Origin of the sequence: Mycolicibacterium chitae, assembly GCF_900637205.1 — a bacterium.
Classification (GTDB): domain Bacteria; phylum Actinomycetota; class Actinomycetes; order Mycobacteriales; family Mycobacteriaceae; genus Mycobacterium; species Mycobacterium chitae.
In genome coordinates this window covers 1161001-1179919 of sequence record NZ_LR134355.1, presented here as the reverse complement: position 1 = coordinate 1179919, position 18919 = coordinate 1161001, and the positions used below count along the sequence as shown (strand labels likewise).

General features: G+C 70.4%; 17 protein-coding genes. 8 read left to right on the top strand and 9 right to left on the bottom strand.

The window, feature by feature from the left end:
- Positions 1 to 54 precede the first annotated feature (54 nt).
- Together fadD6 and log are read right to left on the bottom strand one after the other, a co-directional pair.
- On the bottom strand, positions 55 to 1836 hold the full coding sequence (gene fadD6 / locus EL338_RS05730) for a long-chain-acyl-CoA synthetase FadD6 (protein ID WP_126332845.1): 1782 nt from the start codon (positions 1834 to 1836) through the stop codon (positions 55 to 57).
- Positions 1837 to 1846: 10 nt separating this feature from the next.
- Complete coding sequence (log, locus tag EL338_RS05725; RefSeq protein ID WP_126332844.1) at positions 1847 to 2422, bottom strand: cytokinin riboside 5'-monophosphate phosphoribohydrolase; 576 nt, start codon at positions 2420 to 2422, stop codon at positions 1847 to 1849.
- Positions 2423 to 2484: 62 nt separating this feature from the next.
- On the opposite strand from log, the gene EL338_RS05720 reads away from it, so the two are divergent.
- Positions 2485 to 4479: a P-loop NTPase family protein gene (locus tag EL338_RS05720; protein ID WP_179967169.1), complete on the top strand. Its 1995-nt coding sequence runs from the start codon at positions 2485 to 2487 to the stop codon at positions 4477 to 4479.
- Here the strand turns inward: EL338_RS05720 and dapE are convergent.
- A complete protein-coding gene (dapE, locus tag EL338_RS05715) occupies positions 4464 to 5534 on the bottom strand; it encodes a succinyl-diaminopimelate desuccinylase (RefSeq protein WP_126336695.1) in 1071 nt (356 codons plus the stop codon). The two genes, EL338_RS05720 and dapE, sit on opposite strands and share 16 nt — an antisense overlap.
- A gap of 33 nt (positions 5535 to 5567) precedes the next feature.
- On the opposite strand from dapE, the gene dapD reads away from it, so the two are divergent.
- Positions 5568 to 6554, top strand: coding sequence for a 2,3,4,5-tetrahydropyridine-2,6-dicarboxylate N-succinyltransferase (dapD, locus tag EL338_RS05710; RefSeq protein ID WP_126332843.1), 987 nt, complete (start codon positions 5568 to 5570; stop codon positions 6552 to 6554).
- Positions 6555 to 6560: 6 nt separating this feature from the next.
- Here the strand turns inward: dapD and EL338_RS05705 are convergent, their stop codons facing one another.
- Both EL338_RS05705 and EL338_RS05700 read right to left on the bottom strand, forming a co-directional pair.
- Positions 6561 to 6908 (bottom strand): VOC family protein, encoded by a 348-nt coding sequence (locus tag EL338_RS05705; protein WP_126332842.1) that lies wholly within the window; start codon positions 6906 to 6908, stop codon positions 6561 to 6563.
- On the bottom strand, positions 6899 to 8317 hold the full coding sequence (locus EL338_RS05700) for an acyl-CoA synthetase (protein ID WP_126332841.1): 1419 nt from the start codon (positions 8315 to 8317) through the stop codon (positions 6899 to 6901). Before EL338_RS05700 ends, EL338_RS05705 begins: the two co-directional genes overlap by 10 nt.
- Positions 8318 to 8346: 29 nt before the next feature.
- Here EL338_RS05700 and EL338_RS05695 point away from each other — a divergent pair, with 29 nt between their 5' ends.
- Both EL338_RS05695 and EL338_RS05690 read left to right on the top strand, forming a co-directional pair.
- Positions 8347 to 8886: an NUDIX domain-containing protein gene (locus EL338_RS05695; RefSeq protein ID WP_126332840.1), complete on the top strand. Its 540-nt coding sequence runs from the start codon at positions 8347 to 8349 to the stop codon at positions 8884 to 8886.
- A 146-nt stretch (positions 8887 to 9032) separates the two neighbouring features.
- Positions 9033 to 9551 carry an Rv2253 family sensor-like surface protein gene (locus EL338_RS05690; RefSeq protein WP_235666383.1) on the top strand — a complete coding sequence of 173 codons (519 nt, stop codon included), beginning with the start codon at positions 9033 to 9035 and terminating at the stop codon, positions 9549 to 9551.
- On the opposite strand, the gene EL338_RS05685 is transcribed toward EL338_RS05690, so the two are convergent.
- Positions 9552 to 10526 (bottom strand): proline dehydrogenase family protein, encoded by a 975-nt coding sequence (locus EL338_RS05685; RefSeq protein ID WP_126332839.1) that lies wholly within the window; start codon positions 10524 to 10526, stop codon positions 9552 to 9554.
- Between the two features lie 2 nt (positions 10527 to 10528).
- The gene (pruA, locus tag EL338_RS05680; RefSeq protein WP_435404922.1) at positions 10529 to 12157 is read right to left on the bottom strand and encodes an L-glutamate gamma-semialdehyde dehydrogenase; all 1629 of its coding nucleotides are present in this window, start codon (positions 12155 to 12157) and stop codon (positions 10529 to 10531) included.
- Between the two features lie 147 nt (positions 12158 to 12304).
- On the opposite strand from pruA, the gene EL338_RS05675 reads away from it, so the two are divergent.
- Positions 12305 to 13192 (top strand): carbon-nitrogen hydrolase family protein, encoded by an 888-nt coding sequence (locus tag EL338_RS05675; protein ID WP_126332837.1) that lies wholly within the window; start codon positions 12305 to 12307, stop codon positions 13190 to 13192.
- The gene (locus EL338_RS05670) at positions 13185 to 14537 is read left to right on the top strand and encodes an APC family permease (RefSeq protein ID WP_126332836.1); all 1353 of its coding nucleotides are present in this window, start codon (positions 13185 to 13187) and stop codon (positions 14535 to 14537) included. Before EL338_RS05675 ends, EL338_RS05670 begins: the two co-directional genes overlap by 8 nt.
- Here the strand turns inward: EL338_RS05670 and dapC are convergent, their stop codons facing one another.
- Together dapC and fdxA are read right to left on the bottom strand one after the other, a co-directional pair.
- The gene (gene dapC, locus EL338_RS05665) at positions 14538 to 15623 is read right to left on the bottom strand and encodes a succinyldiaminopimelate transaminase (RefSeq protein WP_197721931.1); all 1086 of its coding nucleotides are present in this window, start codon (positions 15621 to 15623) and stop codon (positions 14538 to 14540) included. It abuts the gene before it with no gap.
- Between the two features lie 26 nt (positions 15624 to 15649).
- Positions 15650 to 15973, bottom strand: coding sequence for a ferredoxin (gene fdxA, locus EL338_RS05660; protein ID WP_126332834.1), 324 nt, complete (start codon positions 15971 to 15973; stop codon positions 15650 to 15652).
- A 261-nt stretch (positions 15974 to 16234) separates the two neighbouring features.
- On the opposite strand from fdxA, the gene EL338_RS05655 reads away from it, so the two are divergent.
- On the top strand, positions 16235 to 16801 hold the full coding sequence (locus EL338_RS05655; protein WP_126332833.1) for a PadR family transcriptional regulator: 567 nt from the start codon (positions 16235 to 16237) through the stop codon (positions 16799 to 16801).
- On the top strand, positions 16798 to 18831 hold the full coding sequence (locus tag EL338_RS05650; RefSeq protein WP_126332832.1) for an NADPH-dependent 2,4-dienoyl-CoA reductase: 2034 nt from the start codon (positions 16798 to 16800) through the stop codon (positions 18829 to 18831). Before EL338_RS05655 ends, EL338_RS05650 begins: the two co-directional genes overlap by 4 nt.
- Positions 18832 to 18919: the final 88 nt, after the last annotated feature.

Sequence of the window (18919 nt, the reverse complement as noted above, 5' to 3'; positions counted from 1 at the left end):
CCCTTCGGACGCTGCCCGGCTCGATGGGCCAGCGCCCCTTCAGGGCTTCGTACCTCAGCCCTTCGGACGCTGCCCGGCCGCGACCTGCTCCGGGTACTCGTCGTGGAACGGGATGTAGCCCTCGCGCCGGCCGGCCAGCACGTACAGCGGGTCGGTGACGTCGTCGCCGTAACCCTGTTCGCGCAGGTCCACCTTGCGGCTCTTGAAGGTCGTGGTCTGCTCGAGCTCCTCGACCACCCGTACGAACAACGGCACGGCGTAGACCGGCAGCTTGTCGTAGAGCGTCTCGGCCAGCTCGACGCCGTCGAAGTCGGCGCCGTCGCGGATCTTCACCGCGGCCATGCCCGCGCGCCCACCGGTGCGCGGCACCTCCACGCCGAAGACCGTGCACTCCTCGATCTGCGGATCGGCCGTTAGGGCCGCCTCCACCTCGGTGGTCGCGACGTTCTCGCCCTTCCAGCGGAAGGTGTCGCCGAGCCGGTCGGCGAACGACGCGTGGCCCAGGCCCTGCGGGTTCATCACGTCCCCGGTGTTGAACCAGACGTCGCCCTCCTTGAAGGCGTCCCGGATCAGCTTCTTCTCGCTGGCCTTCTTGTCGGTGTAGCCGTCGAAGGGCGAGAGCCGGTTGACCGGGCTGATCAGCAGGCCGGGCTCGCCGGCCGGGACCTTGCGCACGCGGCCGTTCTCGTCGCGGGTGGGCTCGCCGGTGTCCGCGTCGTACTCGACGTAGGCCAGCGGCATGAAGGAGATACCGGTGGTTTTCGGCACGTTGAAGATGTTGATGAACGCGGTGTTCGCCTCGCTGGCCGAGTAGAACTCGCAGACCCGGTCGATGCCGAACCGCTCGGTGAACTCGTCCCAGATCTCCGGGCGCAGGCCGTTGCCGGCCACCACCCGCACCTTGTGCGCGCGGTCGGTCGACTTCTCCGGCTGGTTGAGCAGATAGCGGCACAGCTCGCCGATGTAGACGAACGACGTAGCGCCGGAGGCGATGACCTCGTCCCAGAACCTCGACGCGGAGAACTTCTCCCCCAGCGCCAGCGTCGCCCCGGCGTTGAGCACCGAGGACACCGCGACCGTCAGCGCGTTGTTGTGGTACAGCGGAAGGCAGCTGTACAGGGTGTCGTCGCTGGTCAGGCGCAGGCCCAGGCCGCCGAAGATGGCCAGCGCGCGCAGCCACCGCTGATGCGTCATCACGCTGGCCTTGGGGTGGCCGGTGGTCCCGGAGGTGAAGATGTAGAAGGCCGGATCCTTGGCCAGCACCGCCGATGCGGACGCCGGATTGTTGGTCGGCGCGGTCTCGGCCAGGCCCTCGAACTCCGTGATGGAAACCTGTACGCCGGAGTCGAGTTGGACCCCGGATTCGGTGACATGGTCGGCCAGATCGTCCTCGACCACCAGCACCTTGGCGTCGAGCAGGCCGATGCTGTGCTCGAGCACATCGCCGCGCTGGTGGTAGTTGAGCATGCCGGCGACCGCGCCGCACTTGACCGTGGCCAGCATCAGCAGCACCGCATTGGGCGAGTTGCGCAGCATGATCCCGACGACGTCGCCGTGGCCCACCCCGCGGGTCGCCAGCACCGCCGCGTAGCGGTTGACGGTCTGGTTGGCCTGCTCGTAGGTCAGCTGCTGGTCGCCGAACTTGATGAACACGTTGTCGGCGTACTTCTTGGCGCGTTCCTGGAAGACCTTGCCGATCGAGGTCTTCGAGGTCGGCCGGGCGAGCAGGCCGGTGGTCACGCCGCGCAGGATGGACGGGGTATCCATCAGCACGCCGGGCACCTGGGTGGCGATGTCGAGGAGGCCGACGGAGCTACGGGCATCGGTGGCTGACATGGTGCTCAGCCTAATCAGAGGATGTGACCGGCGGTACCGACCGGGGGGCGCAAAGATCCAGCGCAACGTCGAGCTCGCGGACCACCAGCAACCGGTCCAGGGACCGCTGCGCGACGTAGTCGGACGCCACCAAACCCTCGAGCCAGGACAGCAGCCCGTCGTAGTGGCCGTCGGGGTCCAGCACCACCACCGGCTTGTCGTGCATGCCCAGCGATCCGGCGGTCCAGGTCTCGAACATCTCCTCCATGGTCCCGATCCCACCGGGCAGGGTGAGGAACGCGTCGGCGTGGTCCTCCATGACCTGTTTGCGCTGCCGCATGGTGTCGGTGACGATCAGGTCGTCGGCGTGCACATCGGCGACCTCGCGGTGCACCAGCGCCTTGGGGATCACCCCGATGGTGCGGCCGCCGCGGGCCCGGGCGCCGTCGGCCAGGGCCCCCATCGCCGAGACGTTGCCGCCGCCGGAGACCAACGCCCAGTTCCGGTCCGCGATCGCGCGGCCCACCTCGGTGGCCAACGCCAGCAGCTCCGGATGTCTCGGTCCCGATGCGCAATACACGCACACCGCCCACTCACGCCGTTGCACACGGTGAGGATATTTGGGGCGATCACCGGTCTGTGCGGGGCCTCGCCAATATGATCCGCACGGTGGGGAAGCAGTGGAGCGTCCCGCGCCATGCCGACGCACTCGAACGCCTGGAAGCGGCGCTGACCGACGTGCCCGGGGCGGTGCTGACCGGCGCCGACGGCATCGGCAAGTCGACGCTGGCGCGCCAGGTCGCCCAGCGGTACGCCGCGGCTCATCCGGCGGCGACGCTGCGTTGGGTGACCGCCACCCCGACCGAGCGCGCCGTGCCCTTCGGCGCGTTCAGCCATCTGGTGGACCTCGCCGACATCGGCAAGCCCGCGGCGCTGTTGCGGGCCGCGCGCCGGTCGCTGCGCGCCGACCCCGAGGACCTGCTGATTGTCGACGATGCCAATCAGCTCGACGCGCTCTCGGCGACGCTGACCTATCAGCTGGCGCTGGCCGGTCAGACCCGGATGATCGTGACCGCGCGCACCGACACCGCCCCGCCGACCATCCGGGCGCTGTGGGACGACGCGGTGCTGCGGCGCGTCGATCTCGAAACCTCCGACGCCGCAATCGACGTCGGCGAGTTCCTGGCCGATCTGCCCGCACCGGCGCGCGACGTGCTCGATCACCTCGCCGGGCAGGAGCCGATCCCGCTGGCCGACCTGGAACAGCTGACGTCGGCCGAGGCGGTGGCCGAGGCCGAGCGCCTGGGCGTCGCCGAGATCGTCGACCAGGGCGCCGAGCCGATGGTGTTCACCGCCCATCCGCGCTTCGCCGAGTGGGCGCTGGACGCGCTCGGCGACGGCGGCGCCCGCCGGTTGCGCAGCCGGCTGCTCGAACCCGCGCGGCGCCGGGCCCGCGACCATCCCAGCGACCGGTTGCGGCTCGCGGTGCTCGCCCTCGACAGCGACGATCCGCTGCCGGCCGACCGGACCGTGGCCGCCGCCGGGGAGGCGCTGCGCCTGGGCGACCTGCCGCTGGCCGAACGGTTGGCCCGCTCGGCCCTGCAGAGCACGGGCAGTCTGGACGCGCGGCTCTTGCTCGGGCACGCGCTGGCCTGGCAGGGCCGGGGGCGCGACGCCGACGAGGTGCTGTCCGCGGTGGACCCGGGTGTCCTGTCCGAATCCGAACTGCTGGCCTGGGCCCTGCCGCGGGCCGCCAACCAGTTCTGGATGCTCGGCGAACCGGAGCGCGCCACGGCGTTCCTCAACACCACCCGCACCCGCCTGCCGGCCCCCGCCGACCGAGTGACGCTCAATGCGCTGACGGCCACCTTCGCGATGAACGCGGGTAACCCGCAGCGGGCGCTGCAGATCGCCGGCGAGGTGCTGGCCGCCCCCGAGGCCGGGGACACCGCGGTGGCGTGGGCGGCGAGCGCGGCGAGTCTGAGTTCGGCGCGGCTGGGCCGCCTGGGCGACGTCGAGGACTTCGCGCGGCGCGCCGCCGGCGCCGAACATCCGGGACTGCTGCGGTTCACCGTCGGCCTGGCGCTGATAACCACCCTCCTGATGGACGACGACGCCGAGGGTGCCGAGCGAATCGCTCAGCAGTACACCGACTTTGCCGAGCTGCAGCAGCCCGGCCGGGCCATCGGCGAGGTGCTGCTGGCCGAGGTGCGGTTGGCCCGCGGGGATTTCGCCGGTGCCGCGACCCTGCTGGGTCCGGCCTCGGTGACGCTGGACCGCACCGGCTATTCCTGGGGGCCACTGTCGCTGATGCTGTCGGCGACGGCACTGGCGCGCCTGGGCGAACTCGCCGAGGCCGCAAAGGTGTTGTCGCGGGCCGAATCTCGACACGGCACCAAGTCGGCACTGTTCGCGCCCGAACTCGGGATCGCGCGGGCCTGGCGGCTGGCCGCCGGGCGCGACGAGCACGGCGCGGTGGCGGCCGCGCGGCAGGCGGCCGGGATGGCCGAACGGTCCGGTCAGCGGGCCGTGGCCGTGCTGTGTTGGCGCGACGCCGCGCTCCTCGGCGATGGGCGGGCGCTGGCTCCGCTGCAGAATCTCGCGGCGGTCGTGGATTGCACGGCGGCCCGGGCCGCGGTGCGGGCGGCTCAGCGCGACAGGTAGGCGCGCAGCGTCTCGGTGACGGCGGTGATCTGGGCGATCTCGACGTTCTCGTCGCGTCGGTGCGCCAGGTTGGGATCGCCGGGGCCGTAGTTGAGCGCCGGGATGCCCAGCGCGGCGAAGCGGGACACGTCGGTCCAGCCGTACTTGGCCCGGACCTGTCCGCCGGCGGCCGCGACCAGGGCCGCCGCGGCGGGTTGACCGAGGCCGGGCAGGGCGCCGGCCGCCGAATCGGTCTGCTCGATGCGCACCGGCAGCCCCTCGAAGACCTCGTGCACGTGGGCCAACGCCTGCTGCGGGGAGCGGTCGGGAGCGAAACGGAAGTTCACCGTCACCGACGCGGCATCGGGGATGACGTTGCCCGCCACTCCCCCGTCGATGCGGACCGCCGAGAGGCCCTCGCGGTATTCGCACCCGTCGATGTCGACGCGGCGGGGCTGATAGTCGGTCAGGCGGGCCAGCACCGCGCCGAGCTTGTGAATGGCGTTGTCGCCCATCCACGAACGCGCCGAATGCGCGCGCGTGCCGTCGGCGCTGACCACCACGCGCAGCGTGCCCTGGCAGCCGGCCTCGATGAAGCCGCCGGTGGGCTCGCCCAGCACCGCGACGTCGGCGCGCAACCAGTCGGGCAGTTCGCGCTCGATGCGGCCCAGACCGTTGGCGGCGGCCTCGATCTCCTCGCAGTCGTAGAAGACCAGCGTCAGGTCGTGCGCGGGGTCGGCGACGGTGGCGGCCAGGTGCAGGAAGACGGCGTCGCCGGACTTCATGTCGGAGGTGCCGCAGCCGTACATCCGGTCGCCGTCGATGCGGCTGGGCAGGTTGTCGGCGATGGGCACGGTGTCCAGGTGCCCGGCCAGTAGGACGCGGCTGGGCAGGCCGCGGTTGGTGCGGGCCAGCACGGCGTCCCCGCTGCGGATCACCTCGAAGCCCACGGTCTGCTCGCGCAGCGCCGCCTCGACCGCGTCGGCCAGACGAGCCTCGTCGCGGGATTCGCTGGGGATGTCGACCAGCGCGGCCGTCAGGGCGACGGGGTCGGCATGCAGGTCGAGGCGGTCCACGCGGAGGTCAGGCACCCGATCAGGGTATCGGTGATGGGCACGACCCGGCGCAAGCCCGCCCCGGTAGCCTGTAGCACCGTGACTGGAGCTTCGGGTTTTGGATTGGCAACGCTGGCGGCCGACGGATCGGTGCTCGACACCTGGTTCCCGGCACCGGAACTGGGATCGTTCGACAGCACCGGGACGCAGCGCGACCCCGAGGGGGCGCCCGCGGAACTGGCGGCGCTGACCGGGCGCGACGAGGATCGCGGCACCGAGACCGTGCTGGTCCGCACCACGATCGCCGACCTGGACGCCAAGGCCGTCGACACCTACGACGTCTACCTGCGGCTGCACCTGTTCTCGCATTGCCTGGTCGCCCCGCACAAGCTCAACGCCGAGGGCTTCTTCGGCCTGCTCACCAACGTGGTGTGGACCAATCACGGTCCGTGCGCCGTGGAGGGTTTCGAGACGGTACGCGCCAAGCTGCGCCGCCGCGGCCCGGTGACGGTGTACGGCGTCGACAAGTTCCCCCGGATGGTCGACTACGTGGTGCCCAAGGGCGTGCGCATCGCCGACGCGGACCGGGTCCGACTCGGCGCGCACCTGGCCGCCGGCACCACCGTCATGCACGAGGGCTTCGTCAACTTCAACGCCGGCACGCTGGGGTCCTCCATGGTCGAGGGCCGCATCTCCGCAGGCGTGGTCGTCGACGACGGCTCCGACATCGGCGGCGGCGCCTCCATCATGGGCACGCTGTCCGGCGGCGGCAGCGAGGTCATCTCGGTCGGCAAGCGGTGCCTGCTCGGCGCCAACTCCGGCCTGGGGATCTCACTGGGCGACGACTGCGTGGTGGAGGCCGGCCTGTACATCACGGCCGGCACCAAGGTCGCCACCCCGGACGACAAGTCGGTCAAGGCGCGGTCGCTCTCCGGCGCCAACAACATGCTGTTCCGGCGCAATTCGGTCAGCGGCGCCGTCGAGGTGGTGGCCCGGGGCGGGCACGGCATCACCCTCAACGAGGACCTGCACGCCAACTAACTGGGGCTATTCGGCAGCCAGCACGCAGAATTCGTTGCCCTCGGGATCGGCGAGGACCACCCAGCTCTCGTCGCCCTGCCCGATGTCGACGTGCCGGGCGCCCAGAGACACCAGCCGGTCAACCTCGGCCTGCTGATCGTCGGGCACGAAGTCCAGGTGCAGCCGGTTCTTCACCACCTTGTCGTCGGCCACGGTCAGAAACTGCCATGGCGGCCCGGAACCGGCCGGCGGGGTCAGCCCGACGTCGCCGTCGGAGTCGGTGTGGTGCGGCCAGCCGAGCACCTGCGCCCACCACAGCCCCAGCGACGCGGGATCGCGAGCATCGATGCAGATCTCGGCGAATGTCAATCCCATTGCGCCAGCTCCTTCTTGAGCACCTTGCCCATCGCGTTGCGGGGCAGCTCGCCCACCAGGCGCACCTCACGCGGGCGCTTGTGTACCGAAAGTTGTTCGGCCACAAACTGGATCAGGCTGTCCGGGTCGGTGTCGCCGACGACATAGGCGACGATGCGCTGGCCGAGATCGTCGTCGGGCACGCCGACCACCGCGACCTCGTCGACACCGGGGTGGCCGAGCAATGCGGTCTCGATCTCGCCCGCACCCACCCGGTGTCCGCCGGTCTTGATCAGATCCACCGATTCGCGCCCGACGATGCGGTGCATCCCGCCGTCGTCGATGACGGCGACGTCACCGGTGCGGTACCAGCCGTCGTCGCCGAGCACCTCGGCGGTGGCGGCCTCGCGATTCAGGTAGCCGTCGAACAGCATGGGACCCCGCACATGAAGGTGGCCAATGGTTTCCCCGTCGTGCGGAACGGGGGCGCCGCCGTCGTCGACCAGCCGGGTCTGCACCCCGTCGAGGGGCAGTCCGACCCAGCCGGGCCGGCGGTCGCCGTCGACCAGGGTGCTCAGCGTGATCAGCGACTCGGTGCTGCCGTAGCGTTCGACGGGCGCGTGACCGGTCAGCGACACCAACCGGTCGAACACCGGCACCGGCAGCGCCGCGCTGCCGGAGACCAGCAGCCGCGCCGACCGCAGCGCCGTGGCCGCGGCGGCATCCGAGACCACCCGCGACCACACCGTCGGCACCCCGAAAAACAGTGTGCCGCCGGACTTCTCGGCGGCCTGCGCGTAGCCGTCCGGGGTGGGCTTGCCGGTGTGCACGAACCGGTTGCCGATCCGCAGCGAACCGAGCAGGCCCAGCACCAGGCCGTGGACGTGGAACAGCGGCAGCCCGTGCACCAGCGTGTCCTCGGGTGTCCACTGCCAGGCCGCGGCCAGGGCGTCGATGTCGGCGGCCACCGCGCGGCGACTGGTCTGCACGCCCTTGGGCGCGCCGGTGGTGCCGGAGGTGTACATGATGTAGGCCGGGGCGTCCGAGTCCGGTTCGACGTAGCGGTGCCAGGACCGGGCGTGCAGCCGGACCGGGACGTGCTGCAGCCCGCCGGTGTCCGCCGGCAGTTCACCGAGCCAGGCCTGCGCGCCCGAGTCGGTGAGGATGTGGGTGCGCTCGGCGGCGCCGACGTCGGCGGGCACCGGGACGAACGGCACCCCGGCGATCAGGCAGCCGGTGACGGCGAGCACGGTGGTGACGCTCGGGGTGGCCAGGATCGCCACCCGGGACGCGCCGCCGACCCGCTCGGCCACCGAGGTGGCGGCGCCGACGAGGTCGCTGCGGCTCAGCGCGGTATCGCCGATGGTGACGGCGTCGGACAGATCGGCTCCGCCGGCGACGGCGGCAGGGTTCAGAGAGGCCAACAGCACGCCTGTGACCGTACCGCGATACTGGGCGGGTGGATCCGATCGAGCGCCTCTCCAGCCGGACCGTGTACCGAAACGACTGGATGACGGTGCGCGAAGACCAGATCCGCAGGCCCGACGGCAGCCCCGGCCTCTACGGGGTGATCGACAAACCCGACTACGCGTTGGTGATCGCCCGGGACGGGGACCGGTTCATGCTCGTCGAGCAGTACCGGTACCCGCTGGGGCTGCGGCGCTGGGAGTTCCCGCAGGGCGCCGCACCCGGGCAGCTCCCGTTGGCCCCGCTGGAACTCGCGGCGCGGGAACTGCGGGAGGAGACCGGGCTGCGGGCCGAGTCGATGATCGAGCTGGGCCTGCTCGACGTCGCGGCCGGGATGAGCAGTCAGCGCGGGCGGGTGTTCCTGGCCACCGGTCTCACCGAGGGCCGCCACGAGCGCGAACACGAGGAGCAGGACATGCGCTGCGCGTGGTTCCCGCGCGCCGACCTCGAGGCGATGATCCGCCGCGGCGACATCACCGACGCCCAGACGATCGCCGCCTGGACACTGCTGAGGTTGTCCGGACACGACTGACGGCAAAGTCTCGGTCCGACAACGCCTCCGACAAGTCCCGGCATCGACTCCGTAACAACTCGTGCCATCGCTGCGCCGCGGGCCTATCGTGTCGGATCGCGCGGCTACCGTGAGGTGGAGAAGCCCCTCTACCTGCAAGGATCGCCATGTCTGCCCGCCGTCTACGTTCCGCGCTGCGCGGTTGCCCCGCGCTGGGGATCGTGGTCGGTCTCGTCGCGGGTCTGTTGCTCGCCGGTGCGTCGCCGGCCCAGGCCGCCCCGCAGGCGTGGACGGGTCAGTACTCGATGGTCACCTACGCCTCGCAGAAGGGCGGCACCAGCGTCGCGGCGCGGCAGAGCGAGGCCGACTTCGGCGCGGTGTTCGTGGTGTCGACGTCGTGCTCCGGCGGCGCGTGTGTGGCGACGGCCCACGGCCCGGCCTCGTCGAACCCGACCGTGCCCAATCCGTTGCGCTACAACTGGGACGGCCAGCAGTGGAAGGCCACCTACGACTGGGCGTGGCAGTGCGCGGCCGACGGGGCGGAGTCGCAGTGGAGCCCGGCCCGTTCGTTCACCTACTACGCCCCGCACTCCGACGGTTCGCTGCGCGGCATGTGGCACACCGACATCGCCTCCGGCGCGTGCCGGGGTTCGGTGGTCATGCCGGTGGCGGCCATCCCGGCCTGATCAGCGCCCCGCCAGCGCCCGCAGGAAGAACATCAGGTTGGCCGGCCGCTCGGCGAGGCGGCGGATGAAGTATCCGTACCACTGCGTGCCGTACGGCACGTAGACCCGCACGGTGTTGCCGTCGTCGGCCAGGCGCTGTTGTTCGTCGGTCCGGATGCCGTAGAGCATCTGATATTCGAAATCGTCCGCGCCCCGGCCGCTCTCGCGGAGCAGCGCGGGAACCGCGTCGAGCACGGCCGGATCGTGCGAGGCGACCATCGGGTAGCCCGGGCCGTCGATCAGCACGCGCAGGCAACGCAGATAGTGGGCGGTGACCTCGTCGCGGCCGCGGTAGGCCACCGAAGCCGGCTCGTCGTAGGCGCCCTTGCACAACCGGACCCGCGCCCCGGCGTCGGCGAGTTCCCGGCAGTCGGCCTCGCTGCGGTGCAGGTAGGCCTGGATCACGGTGCCCACCGAATCGAAGTCGGCGCGCAGCTTCGCCACGATGGCCAGGCGGGTGTCGGTGGTGGTGTGGTCCTCGGCGTCCACCGTCACCCACACCTCGTGTTCGTCGGCCCGACCGCAGATGGTATGCGCGTTCTCGTAGGCGACCCGCTCGCCGTCGCGGCCCAGCGCCTGGCCCAGCGCCGAGAGCTTCAGCGAAACCTCCAGCGGCGCAACGCCATCATCCACGCCATCACCCACGCCCCCGTCCCGCCCGGCCAGCCCGTCGAGCAACCGCAGGTAAGCCGCCACGTTCGCCTCGGCGGCCGCAAGGTCGGTGACGTCCTCGCCGAGGTGATCGATGCTCACCAGACGCCGGGTGGCGCGCAGGTCCGCGACCGCGCCCAACACCGCCTCGATGGTCTCGCCGGGCACGAACCGGCGCACCACCCGCCGGGTCACGGGCAGGCGCTCGACGGCCCGTTGCAGCCGCGTCGCCCGACTGGCCGCCAGAATCGCTGGGCGCGCCAGGGTTTCGAACGCGGAGGCCATAGCTAGGCACCCATGTGCGGATAGCCGTGCTCGGTGGGCGGGACGAAGGTCTCCTTCAGCGAGCGCGCCGAGGTCCACCGCAACAGGTTCAGCGGCGATCCCGCCTTGTCGTTGGTGCCCGAGGCGCGCGAGCCCCCGAACGGCTGCTGACCCACCACGGCGCCGGTCGGCTTGTCGTTGACGTAGAAGTTGCCGGCCGCGAAACGCAGTCGCTGGGACGCGGTGGCGATCGCGGCCCGGTCGTCGGCGATCACCGCGCCGGTCAGGGCGTACTTGGCCCCGGCGTCCACCACGCCCAGGATGTCGTCGAACTGCTCGTCGGGGAAGACATGCACCGCGAGGATGGGCCCGAAATACTCGGTGGCGAAGGCCTCGTCGCCCGGGTCGTCGGACAACAGCACGGTGGGACGCACGAAATACCCTGTGCTGTCGTCGTAGTCGCCGCCGACGGCGACGGTCACCCCGGGGGCATCCTTGGCGCGTTCGATCGCCTTGACATTCTTGGCGAACGCCCGCTCGTCGATCAGGGCGCCACCATAGTTGTCCAGGTCGGTGACGTCGCCGTAGCGCAGCGCCTCGGTGGCGGCCAGGAAGTCATCGCCCATCCGCTGCCACACCGAGCGCGGGATGAACGCCCGCGAGGCCGCCGAACACTTCTGCCCCTGATAGTCGAAGGCACCGCGAATCAGCGCCGTCCGCAGGACATCTGGGCGTGCCGAGGCGTGCGCGACGACGAAGTCCTTGCCGCCGGTCTCCCCGACCAGACGCGGATAGCTGTGGTAGCGCTCGATGTTGGCACCTACCTCCCGCCACAGGTGCTGGAACGTGCCCGTGGACCCGGTGAAGTGGATGCCGGCCAGCCGCGGGTCGGCGAGCACGACCTCCGAGACCGCCAGACCGTCCCCGGTGAGCAGGTTGATCACCCCGGGCGGCAGGCCCGCGGCCTCGAGCAGTTGCAGGGTCAGGTAGGCGGCCAGCGTCTGGGTGACCGACGGCTTCCACACCACCGTGTTACCCATCAGGGCCGGGGCGGTCGGCAGGTTACCGGCGATCGCGGTGAAGTTGAACGGCGTGACGGCGTAGACGAATCCGTCGAGCGGACGGTAGTCGGTGCGGTTCCACACCCCGGGGGAACTGTTGGGCTGCCGAGCCATGATGTCGCGCGCGAACGCGACGTTGAACCGCCAGAAGTCGACGAGTTCGCACGGCGCGTCGATCTCGGCCTGATAGGCCGTCTTCGACTGGCCCAGCATGGTGGCCGCGGCGATCCGTTCCCGCCACGGCCCGGCCATCAGGTCCGCGGCGCGCAGGAAGACCGCGGCGCGCTCGTCGAACGGCATGGCGGCCCAGTCCGCCCGGGCCGCCATGGCCGCCGTCACGGCGGCGTCGGCGTCGGCATGCTCGGCGTTGGTCAGCGTGCCGAGTAGCGCGCTGTGCCGGTGCGGTTGCACGACCCGGATCTGTCGGCCGTCGCCCATGGTGCGCTTGCCGCCGATCACGTGCGGCAGGTCGATCGGTTCGTCGGCCAGGGCGACCAACGCCGTGGTCAGGCGGTCGCGTTCGGGTGAGCCCGGGGCGTAGTCGTGCACGGGTTCGTTGTGTGGGAGCGGCACCTCGGTGATTCCAGTGATGGCGTCCATGTCCCCAGGATCCTCGGCCCGGCCCGCCGAACTGTATGGCTGAACAGCCATATCGGGGCCCGCGTGGTTAGTAGTATCGGACAAAACGCGAGCCTCCTGCGGGAAATTCGCTGTCAAACGCCTAATTTGGAGGGCGGAATGGATCGGCGGCTACCGATCGTCGTGGCTCAGGTACCGGCGCGCGATCCGGCCGTGGCGACCCGACAGCTGCGTGCCGAAGTGCGTGGCCTGATGGCCGATTTCCCGCGGACGAAGATGATCGTCTACCCGGAGTTCCACCCCTGCGCCGTGGCCGGCACCCCCGACGAGCGCCGGACGGCCTACGAGCGCATCGCCGAACCGCTCGACGGGCCGCGCGCCCGCGAACTCGCCGAGATCGCCCGCGCCGAAAACGTTTGGCTGCTACCCGGAACCGTCATCGAACGCGGACCGCGGGGCGAACTGTTCAACACCCTGGCCGCGTTCTCCCCCGCGGGAGAACTGGTCGCCGCCTACCGAAAGATCTTCCCGTGGCGGCCCTTCGAGCCGTTCACCTCCGGAACCGAGTTCGTCACGTTCGACATCCCGGACATCGGCACTGTCGGCCTCGGCATCTGTTATGACATCTGGTTCCCGGAGGTCGGGCGCCACTTGGCCTACAACGGCGCCGATCTCGCGATCTACCCGGCCCAGACCTCCACGTCGGACCGGGAACAGGAGCTCGTCCTGGCGCGCGCCACCAGCATTCAGAACCAGATGTACACGGTCAGCGTCAACGCGGCCGCGCCGTCGGGCACCGGGCGCAGCATCATCGTCGACCCGGAGGGCCTGGTGCGGTCCCAGGCGCCCAGCGAGAGCCCGACATTCCTCACCGACGTACTCGATTTCGGCGCCGTCGCCCGCGTGCGCGACCACGGCACGTGCGGACTCAATCGGATGTGGAGCCAGGTCCGCGGCGACGATGCCGAGATCCCGCTGCCGCTCTACGACGGCAGCATCACCGCGGCCCGTTGGGGTGCCGGCAAGGAGGGAGAGAACCGTGACTGAAGCTCCCGGTGGCCTGCAGCGTTCGATCACGCTGTGGCCGATGGTGCTGTTCGGCATCGCCTACATCACGCCGTTCATCGTCCTGACCACGTTCGGCGCCTTCTCGGAGGTCAGCAACGGCACGCTGGCCAGCAGCTACCTGTTGACCACGGTCGCGATGATCTTCACCGCGCTCAGCTATGCCAAGCTGGCCCGGGAGTTCCCCGCCGCCGGGTCGGCCTACACCTACGCCCGCCGGTCCCTGGGGCCGCGGCTGGGTTTCATGGTCGGCTGGGCGATCATGCTCGACTACTTCTTCCTGCCAATGGTGGTCTGGCTCATCGGAACCGCGTATCTGACGGCGCAGTTCCCCGGGGTGCCGTCGTGGATCTTCCTGCTGGCGTTCATCCTGTTGACGACGGTCCTCAACGTCGTCGGCATCAAGGTGGCGACCCGGCTGAACGTGCTGCTGATCGGGTTCCAGTTCCTCGTCCTGGCCTTCTTCGTCGGCCTGTCGTTGCGCCGCATCCTCGCCGACGACGCCCTGGCCGTCACCACCGCCCCGTTCTGGAACGACGCGACCACCCTGGGCGCGGTCGTGGCCGGCGCCGCCGTCGCCGCCTACAGCTTCATCGGATTCGACGCGGTGAGCACGTTCGCCGAGGAGGCCGTCGACGCACGCCGCACCGTGCCGCGGGCCATCGTGCTGACCGCCGCGATCGCGGGCGCGATCTTCGTCGCGGTCGCGTTCGTGACCCAACTGGTACACCCGGGCGGGGTCTTCGAGAACACCGACTCGGCGGCCCTCGACATCGCCCGCGCCATCGGCGGCGACTTCTTCAGCGCGATCTTCCTGGCCACCGTCATCGTCGCGCAGTTCACCGCCGGCATCCCGATCCAGGCGGCCGGCTCGCGGCTGATGTACGCCATGGGGCGCGACGGCGTGCTGCCCCGGAAGTTCTTCGGCTACATCTCCCCGCGGTTCCGCACCCCGGCGCTGAACCTGGTGCTCACCGGCGTCATCGGGCTGCTGGCCTTGGGGCTGGACGTGACGACGTCGACGTCGTTCATCAACTTCGGCGCGTTCACCGCGTTCGCCTTCGTCAACATCTCGGTGATCGTGCTGTTCCTGCGCACGCGCGGAGAAGTCCCGCGCAATGCGCTGAGCTGGACCGTGCAACCGCTGATCGGCCTGCTGGTCATCGTGTGGCTGCTGACCAACCTCGACGTAAACGCGCTGGTGATCGGCGCGGTCTGGCTGGTGGTCGGCTTCGGGTGGCTGCTGTATCTGACCCGGCTGTTCCGCGTGCCGCCACCGGAGATGTCGGTCGCCGAGAGCGACGACGCCGTGCCGTCGGGGCGCTAATCAGGCGAGCCGGGCGGCCGCGGCGGCCACCCGCTCGTCGGTGGCGGTCAACGCGATTCGCACGTGCTGGGCCCCGCGCGGGCCGTAGAACTCCCCGGGTGCCGCCAGGATGCCGCGCTCGGCCAGCCAGGCCACCGTGTCGCGGCACGGTTCGCCACGGGTGGCCCACAGGTACAGGCCCGCCTCGGAGTGCTCGACGGTGAAGCCCGCCGCGCGCACCGCCGGCAGCAGCACCTCGCGGCGCCGCGCGTAGGTCTCGCGCTGGGCCACCTCGTGCGCGTCGTCATTCAGCGCGGCGACCATGGCGGCCTGGATGGGGCCGGGCATCATCATGCCCGCGTGCTTGCGGACGGCCAGCAGTTCGGCGATCAACTCGACTTCGCCGGCGACGAAACCGGCGCGGTAGCCGGCCAGCGAGGACGTCTTGGACAGCGAGTGGATGGCCAGCAGACCGGTGTGGTCGCCGTCGCAGACGTCGGGGTGCAGCACCGAAACCGGCGCGGCGTCCCAGCCCAGACCCAGGTAGCACTCGTCGGAGGCGACGATCGCGCCGCGCTCCCGCGCCCACGTGACGACCTTGCGCAGGTGGTCGACGCCGAGCACCTTGCCGGTCGGGTTACTCGGGGAGTTGATGAACACCAGCGCGGGCCGCTGCGGGCCCAGCTGGGTCAGCGAGTCGGCCGCGCTCACCTGGGTCCCGGCCAGCCGGGCCCCCACGTCGTAGGTGGGGTAGGCCAATTCGGGGATCACCACCAGGTCCTCGGCCCCCAGGCCGAGCAGCGTCGGCAACCAGGCGATGAGTTCCTTGGTGCCGACCGCCGGCAGCACGGCGGCGTCGCCGAGCCCGGTGATGCCGTAGCGGCGGTGCAACGCGGCGACCATCGCCTCCCGCAGCGCGGGCGTCCCCACCGTCGTGGGGTAGCCCGGGGCCGAGGCCGCGGCCGCCAGCGCCTCCTGGATCACCGGCGCGACCGGGTCGACGGGGGTTCCCACCGACAGGTCGACGAGTCCGTCCGGATGCGCGCGGGCCGTGGCGGTGACCTCCGCCAGGGTGTCCCACGGAAAGACCGGCAGCGACGCCGACACCGACCGTCGGCGCGACATCGTCTGGATCAGTCCTCGCTCTGCGGAGGCATGCTCTTGACGGCCTCCGGGTCGTTGTCGGTCTGGCCGACCTTCGAGGCGCCACCCGGCGAGCCGAGTTCCTCGAAGAAGTCGGCGTTGTGCTGGGTGTAGCTGGTCCAGTTGTCCGGGACGTCATCCTCGTAGAAGATGGCCTCGACCGGGCAGACCGGCTCGCAAGCGCCACAGTCCACACATTCGTCGGGGTGGATGTAGAGCATCCGTGCGCCCTCGTAAATGCAGTCGACGGGGCACTCCTCGATGCATGCCTTGTCCTTCACGTCGACGCAAGGTTCGGCGATCACGTAAGTCACAGAAAGCTCCTCAGGGTTCTCTGCGGTGTCTCGTTTGGGTGAGCTGCTGATCTCGTCGTCCAGCGGGCTGCGACCAGTATCCATGGCCAAAACTAGACGGCTGTGCCAGTGTGCCCTAACTTCCGTGTACCGCAAGGTAGGAGCACGTTTACTGATACTAGACGTCGCATATACAAAATACCCAAACCGACAGGTGGATATGAACACCGTTTCTGTGCACCTAGTTGCATAGGACCCGCGGTATCGCCTAGCGTGTTTTTCATGGCTTTGCCGCACGCGATCCTGGTCTCGTTATCGGAGCAGTCCGGGTCCGGTTACGAGCTGGCGAGTCGGTTCGACCGCAGCATCGGCTACTTCTGGAGCGCGACGCACCAGCAGATCTACCGGACCCTGCGCGCCATGGAGGCCGACGGCTGGGTGCACGTCACCCCCGTCGTGCAGCAGGGCCGCCCGGACAAGAAGGTCTACACGGTGGCCGAGGCCGGCCGCGCCGAGTTGGCCCGCTGGATCACCGAACCGCTGAGCGGCAAGGGCACGTCGGTGACCGACGGCCGCTCCCGTGATCTGGCGGTGAAGTTGCGCGGCGTCGGCTTCGGCGGACCGGCGGCGCTCGAATCGCTGCGCGAGCAGGTGGTCGCACTGCGCGCCGAACGCGCCGCGGTGCTCGATGTCTACCGGGGTTTCCAGAAGGGCCAGTTCCCCGACCCGGCCGCGCTCACCGGCTCGGCGCTGCACCAGTACCTGGTGTTGCGCGGCGGCATCCGCGCCGAGCAGGGCTCGGTCGACTGGCTCGACGAGGTACTGGCCGCCCTGGAGGGACAGTCATGAGCGCGCTGTATCCGAATCTGTTGTCGCCGTTGGACCTCGGTTTCACCACGCTGCGCAACCGGGTGGTGATGGGCTCCATGCACACCGGCCTCGAAGACCGCGCCAAGGACATCGGCAAGCTCACCGAGTATTTCGCCGAACGGGCGCGCGGCGGCGTCGGCCTGATCGTCACCGGCGGCTACGCGCCCAACCGCACGGGCTGGCTGCTGCCGTTCGCGGCGCAACTGTTGTCGTCGTCGGAGGCGCGGCGGCACCGACGGATCACCGCCGCGGTGCACGACGAGGGCGCCAAGATCCTGCTGCAGGTGCTGCACGCCGGCCGCTACGCCTATCACCCGCTGTCGGTGAGCGCGTCGTCGATCAAGGCCCCCATCAACCCGTTTCGGCCGCGTGCGCTGTCCGCGCGCGGGGTCCGCCAGACCATCGACGACTTCGTCCGCTGCGCGTTGCTGGCCCGCGAGGCCGGGTACGACGGCGTCGAGATCATGGGCAGCGAGGGCTATCTGCTCAATCAGTTCCTCGCCCCGCGCACCAACCGCCGCCGCGACCAGTGGGGCGGCACCCCGGAGAAGCGGCGGCGGATGCCGGTGGAGATCGTGCGGCGCACCCGCGCCGCCGTCGGCCCGGATTTCATCATCGACTACCGGATGTCGCTGGCCGACTACGTCGAGAACGGTCAGAGCTGGGACGAGATCGTGGCCCTGGCAACCGAAATCGAGGCCGCCGGTGCGACGTTGATCAACTCCGGCTTCGGCTGGCACGAGGCCCGGGTGCCCACCATCGTCACCTCGGTGCCCAACTCCGCCTTCGTCGACATCAGCAGCGCGCTCGCCGCACACGTCGACATCCCGGTGGTGGCGTCCAACCGGATCAACATGCCCGAGGCCGCCGAGCAGATCCTCGCCGACACCAACGTGGCGCTGGTCTCCATGGCCCGGCCGCTGCTGAGCGACCCGGACTGGGTGGCCAAGGCCGCCGCCGATGCCGCCGACGAGATCAACACCTGCATCGCCTGCAACCAGGCCTGCCTGGACCACGCATTTGCACACAAGACGGTGTCGTGCCTGGTCAATCCGCGCGCGGGCCACGAGACCACGCTCGTCCTCGGCACCACCCGTCGGGCGAAGTCGGTGGCCGTCGTCGGCGCCGGGCCGGCGGGGCTGTCGACGGCGGTGACGGCCGCCCAGCGCGGCCACCGGGTGACGCTGTTCGACGCCAACGAGTTCATCGGCGGACAGTTCGACCTGGCCCGGCGCATCCCCGGCAAGGAGGAATTCGCCGAGACCGTGCGGTATTACACGACCATGCTGGACAAGCACGGCGTGCAGGTCCGGCTCGGACGGCGGGTCGGCGCCGGCGAGCTGACCGGGTACGACGAGGTCGTGCTGGCCACCGGCGTCGCACCGCGACTGCCCGACATCCCGGGTATCGACCACCCGATGGTGCTGAGCTACCCCGAGGCCATCTACGGGCTGCGGCCGGTGGGGCGGCGGGTCGCGGTGATCGGCGCCGGCGGGATCGGCTTCGACGTCAGCGAGCTACTGACCACCGACGACTCCCCCACGCTGAATCTCAAGGAATGGCAGGCCGAATGGGGCGCGCTGTCGCCCCAGGATGCGCCGCAGACCCGCGGGGCGTTGGCCACGCCCATTCCCGCGCCGGCCGCCCGCGAGGTCTACCTGCTGCAACGCAGCAAGGGCCCGCAGGGCCGCGGCCTGGGCAAGACCACCGGTTGGGTGCACCGGGCCTCGCTGAAAGCCAAAGGGGTGCAGCAGCTTTCCGAGGTGAACTACGAGCGGATCGACGACGACGGCCTGCACATCAGCTTCGGCTCCGACCATCGCCGGCCGCAAACCCTGGCGGTCGACAACGTGGTGATCTGCGCCGGACAGGAGCCGGTGCGGGATCTGGAAGAGCAGTTGCGGCGCGACGGCATCGCGCCGCACATCATCGGCGGGGCGGCGCGGGCGGCCGAACTCGATGCCAAGCGCGCCATCCGCCAAGGCACCGAGCTCGCCGCCCGCCTCTAACCTCTCTAACCTCCGAGCCCCCTCCTACCGCGAGCCCCCTTTTTTCCGCGAACGTGCGCGCCCCCGGCCGACACGCCGCCAGATTTGC

Excerpts from the sequence above, each read along its gene's own strand:
- fadD6 (WP_126332845.1), bottom strand. The coding sequence starts at position 1,836 with ATGTCAGCCACCGATGCCCGTAGCTCCGTCGGCCTCCTCGACATCGCC.
- dapD (WP_126332843.1), top strand. The coding sequence starts at position 5,568 with ATGGGCACGACCCGGCGCAAGCCCGCCCCGGTAGCCTGTAGCACCGTG.
- EL338_RS05705 (WP_126332842.1), bottom strand. The coding sequence starts at position 6,908 with ATGGGATTGACATTCGCCGAGATCTGCATCGATGCTCGCGATCCCGCG.
- EL338_RS05690 (WP_235666383.1), top strand. The coding sequence starts at position 9,033 with ATGTCTGCCCGCCGTCTACGTTCCGCGCTGCGCGGTTGCCCCGCGCTG.
- EL338_RS05685 (WP_126332839.1), bottom strand. The coding sequence starts at position 10,526 with ATGGCCTCCGCGTTCGAAACCCTGGCGCGCCCAGCGATTCTGGCGGCC.
- EL338_RS05675 (WP_126332837.1), top strand. The coding sequence starts at position 12,305 with ATGGATCGGCGGCTACCGATCGTCGTGGCTCAGGTACCGGCGCGCGAT.
- EL338_RS05655 (WP_126332833.1), top strand. The coding sequence starts at position 16,235 with ATGGCTTTGCCGCACGCGATCCTGGTCTCGTTATCGGAGCAGTCCGGG.
- EL338_RS05650 (WP_126332832.1), top strand. The coding sequence starts at position 16,798 with ATGAGCGCGCTGTATCCGAATCTGTTGTCGCCGTTGGACCTCGGTTTC.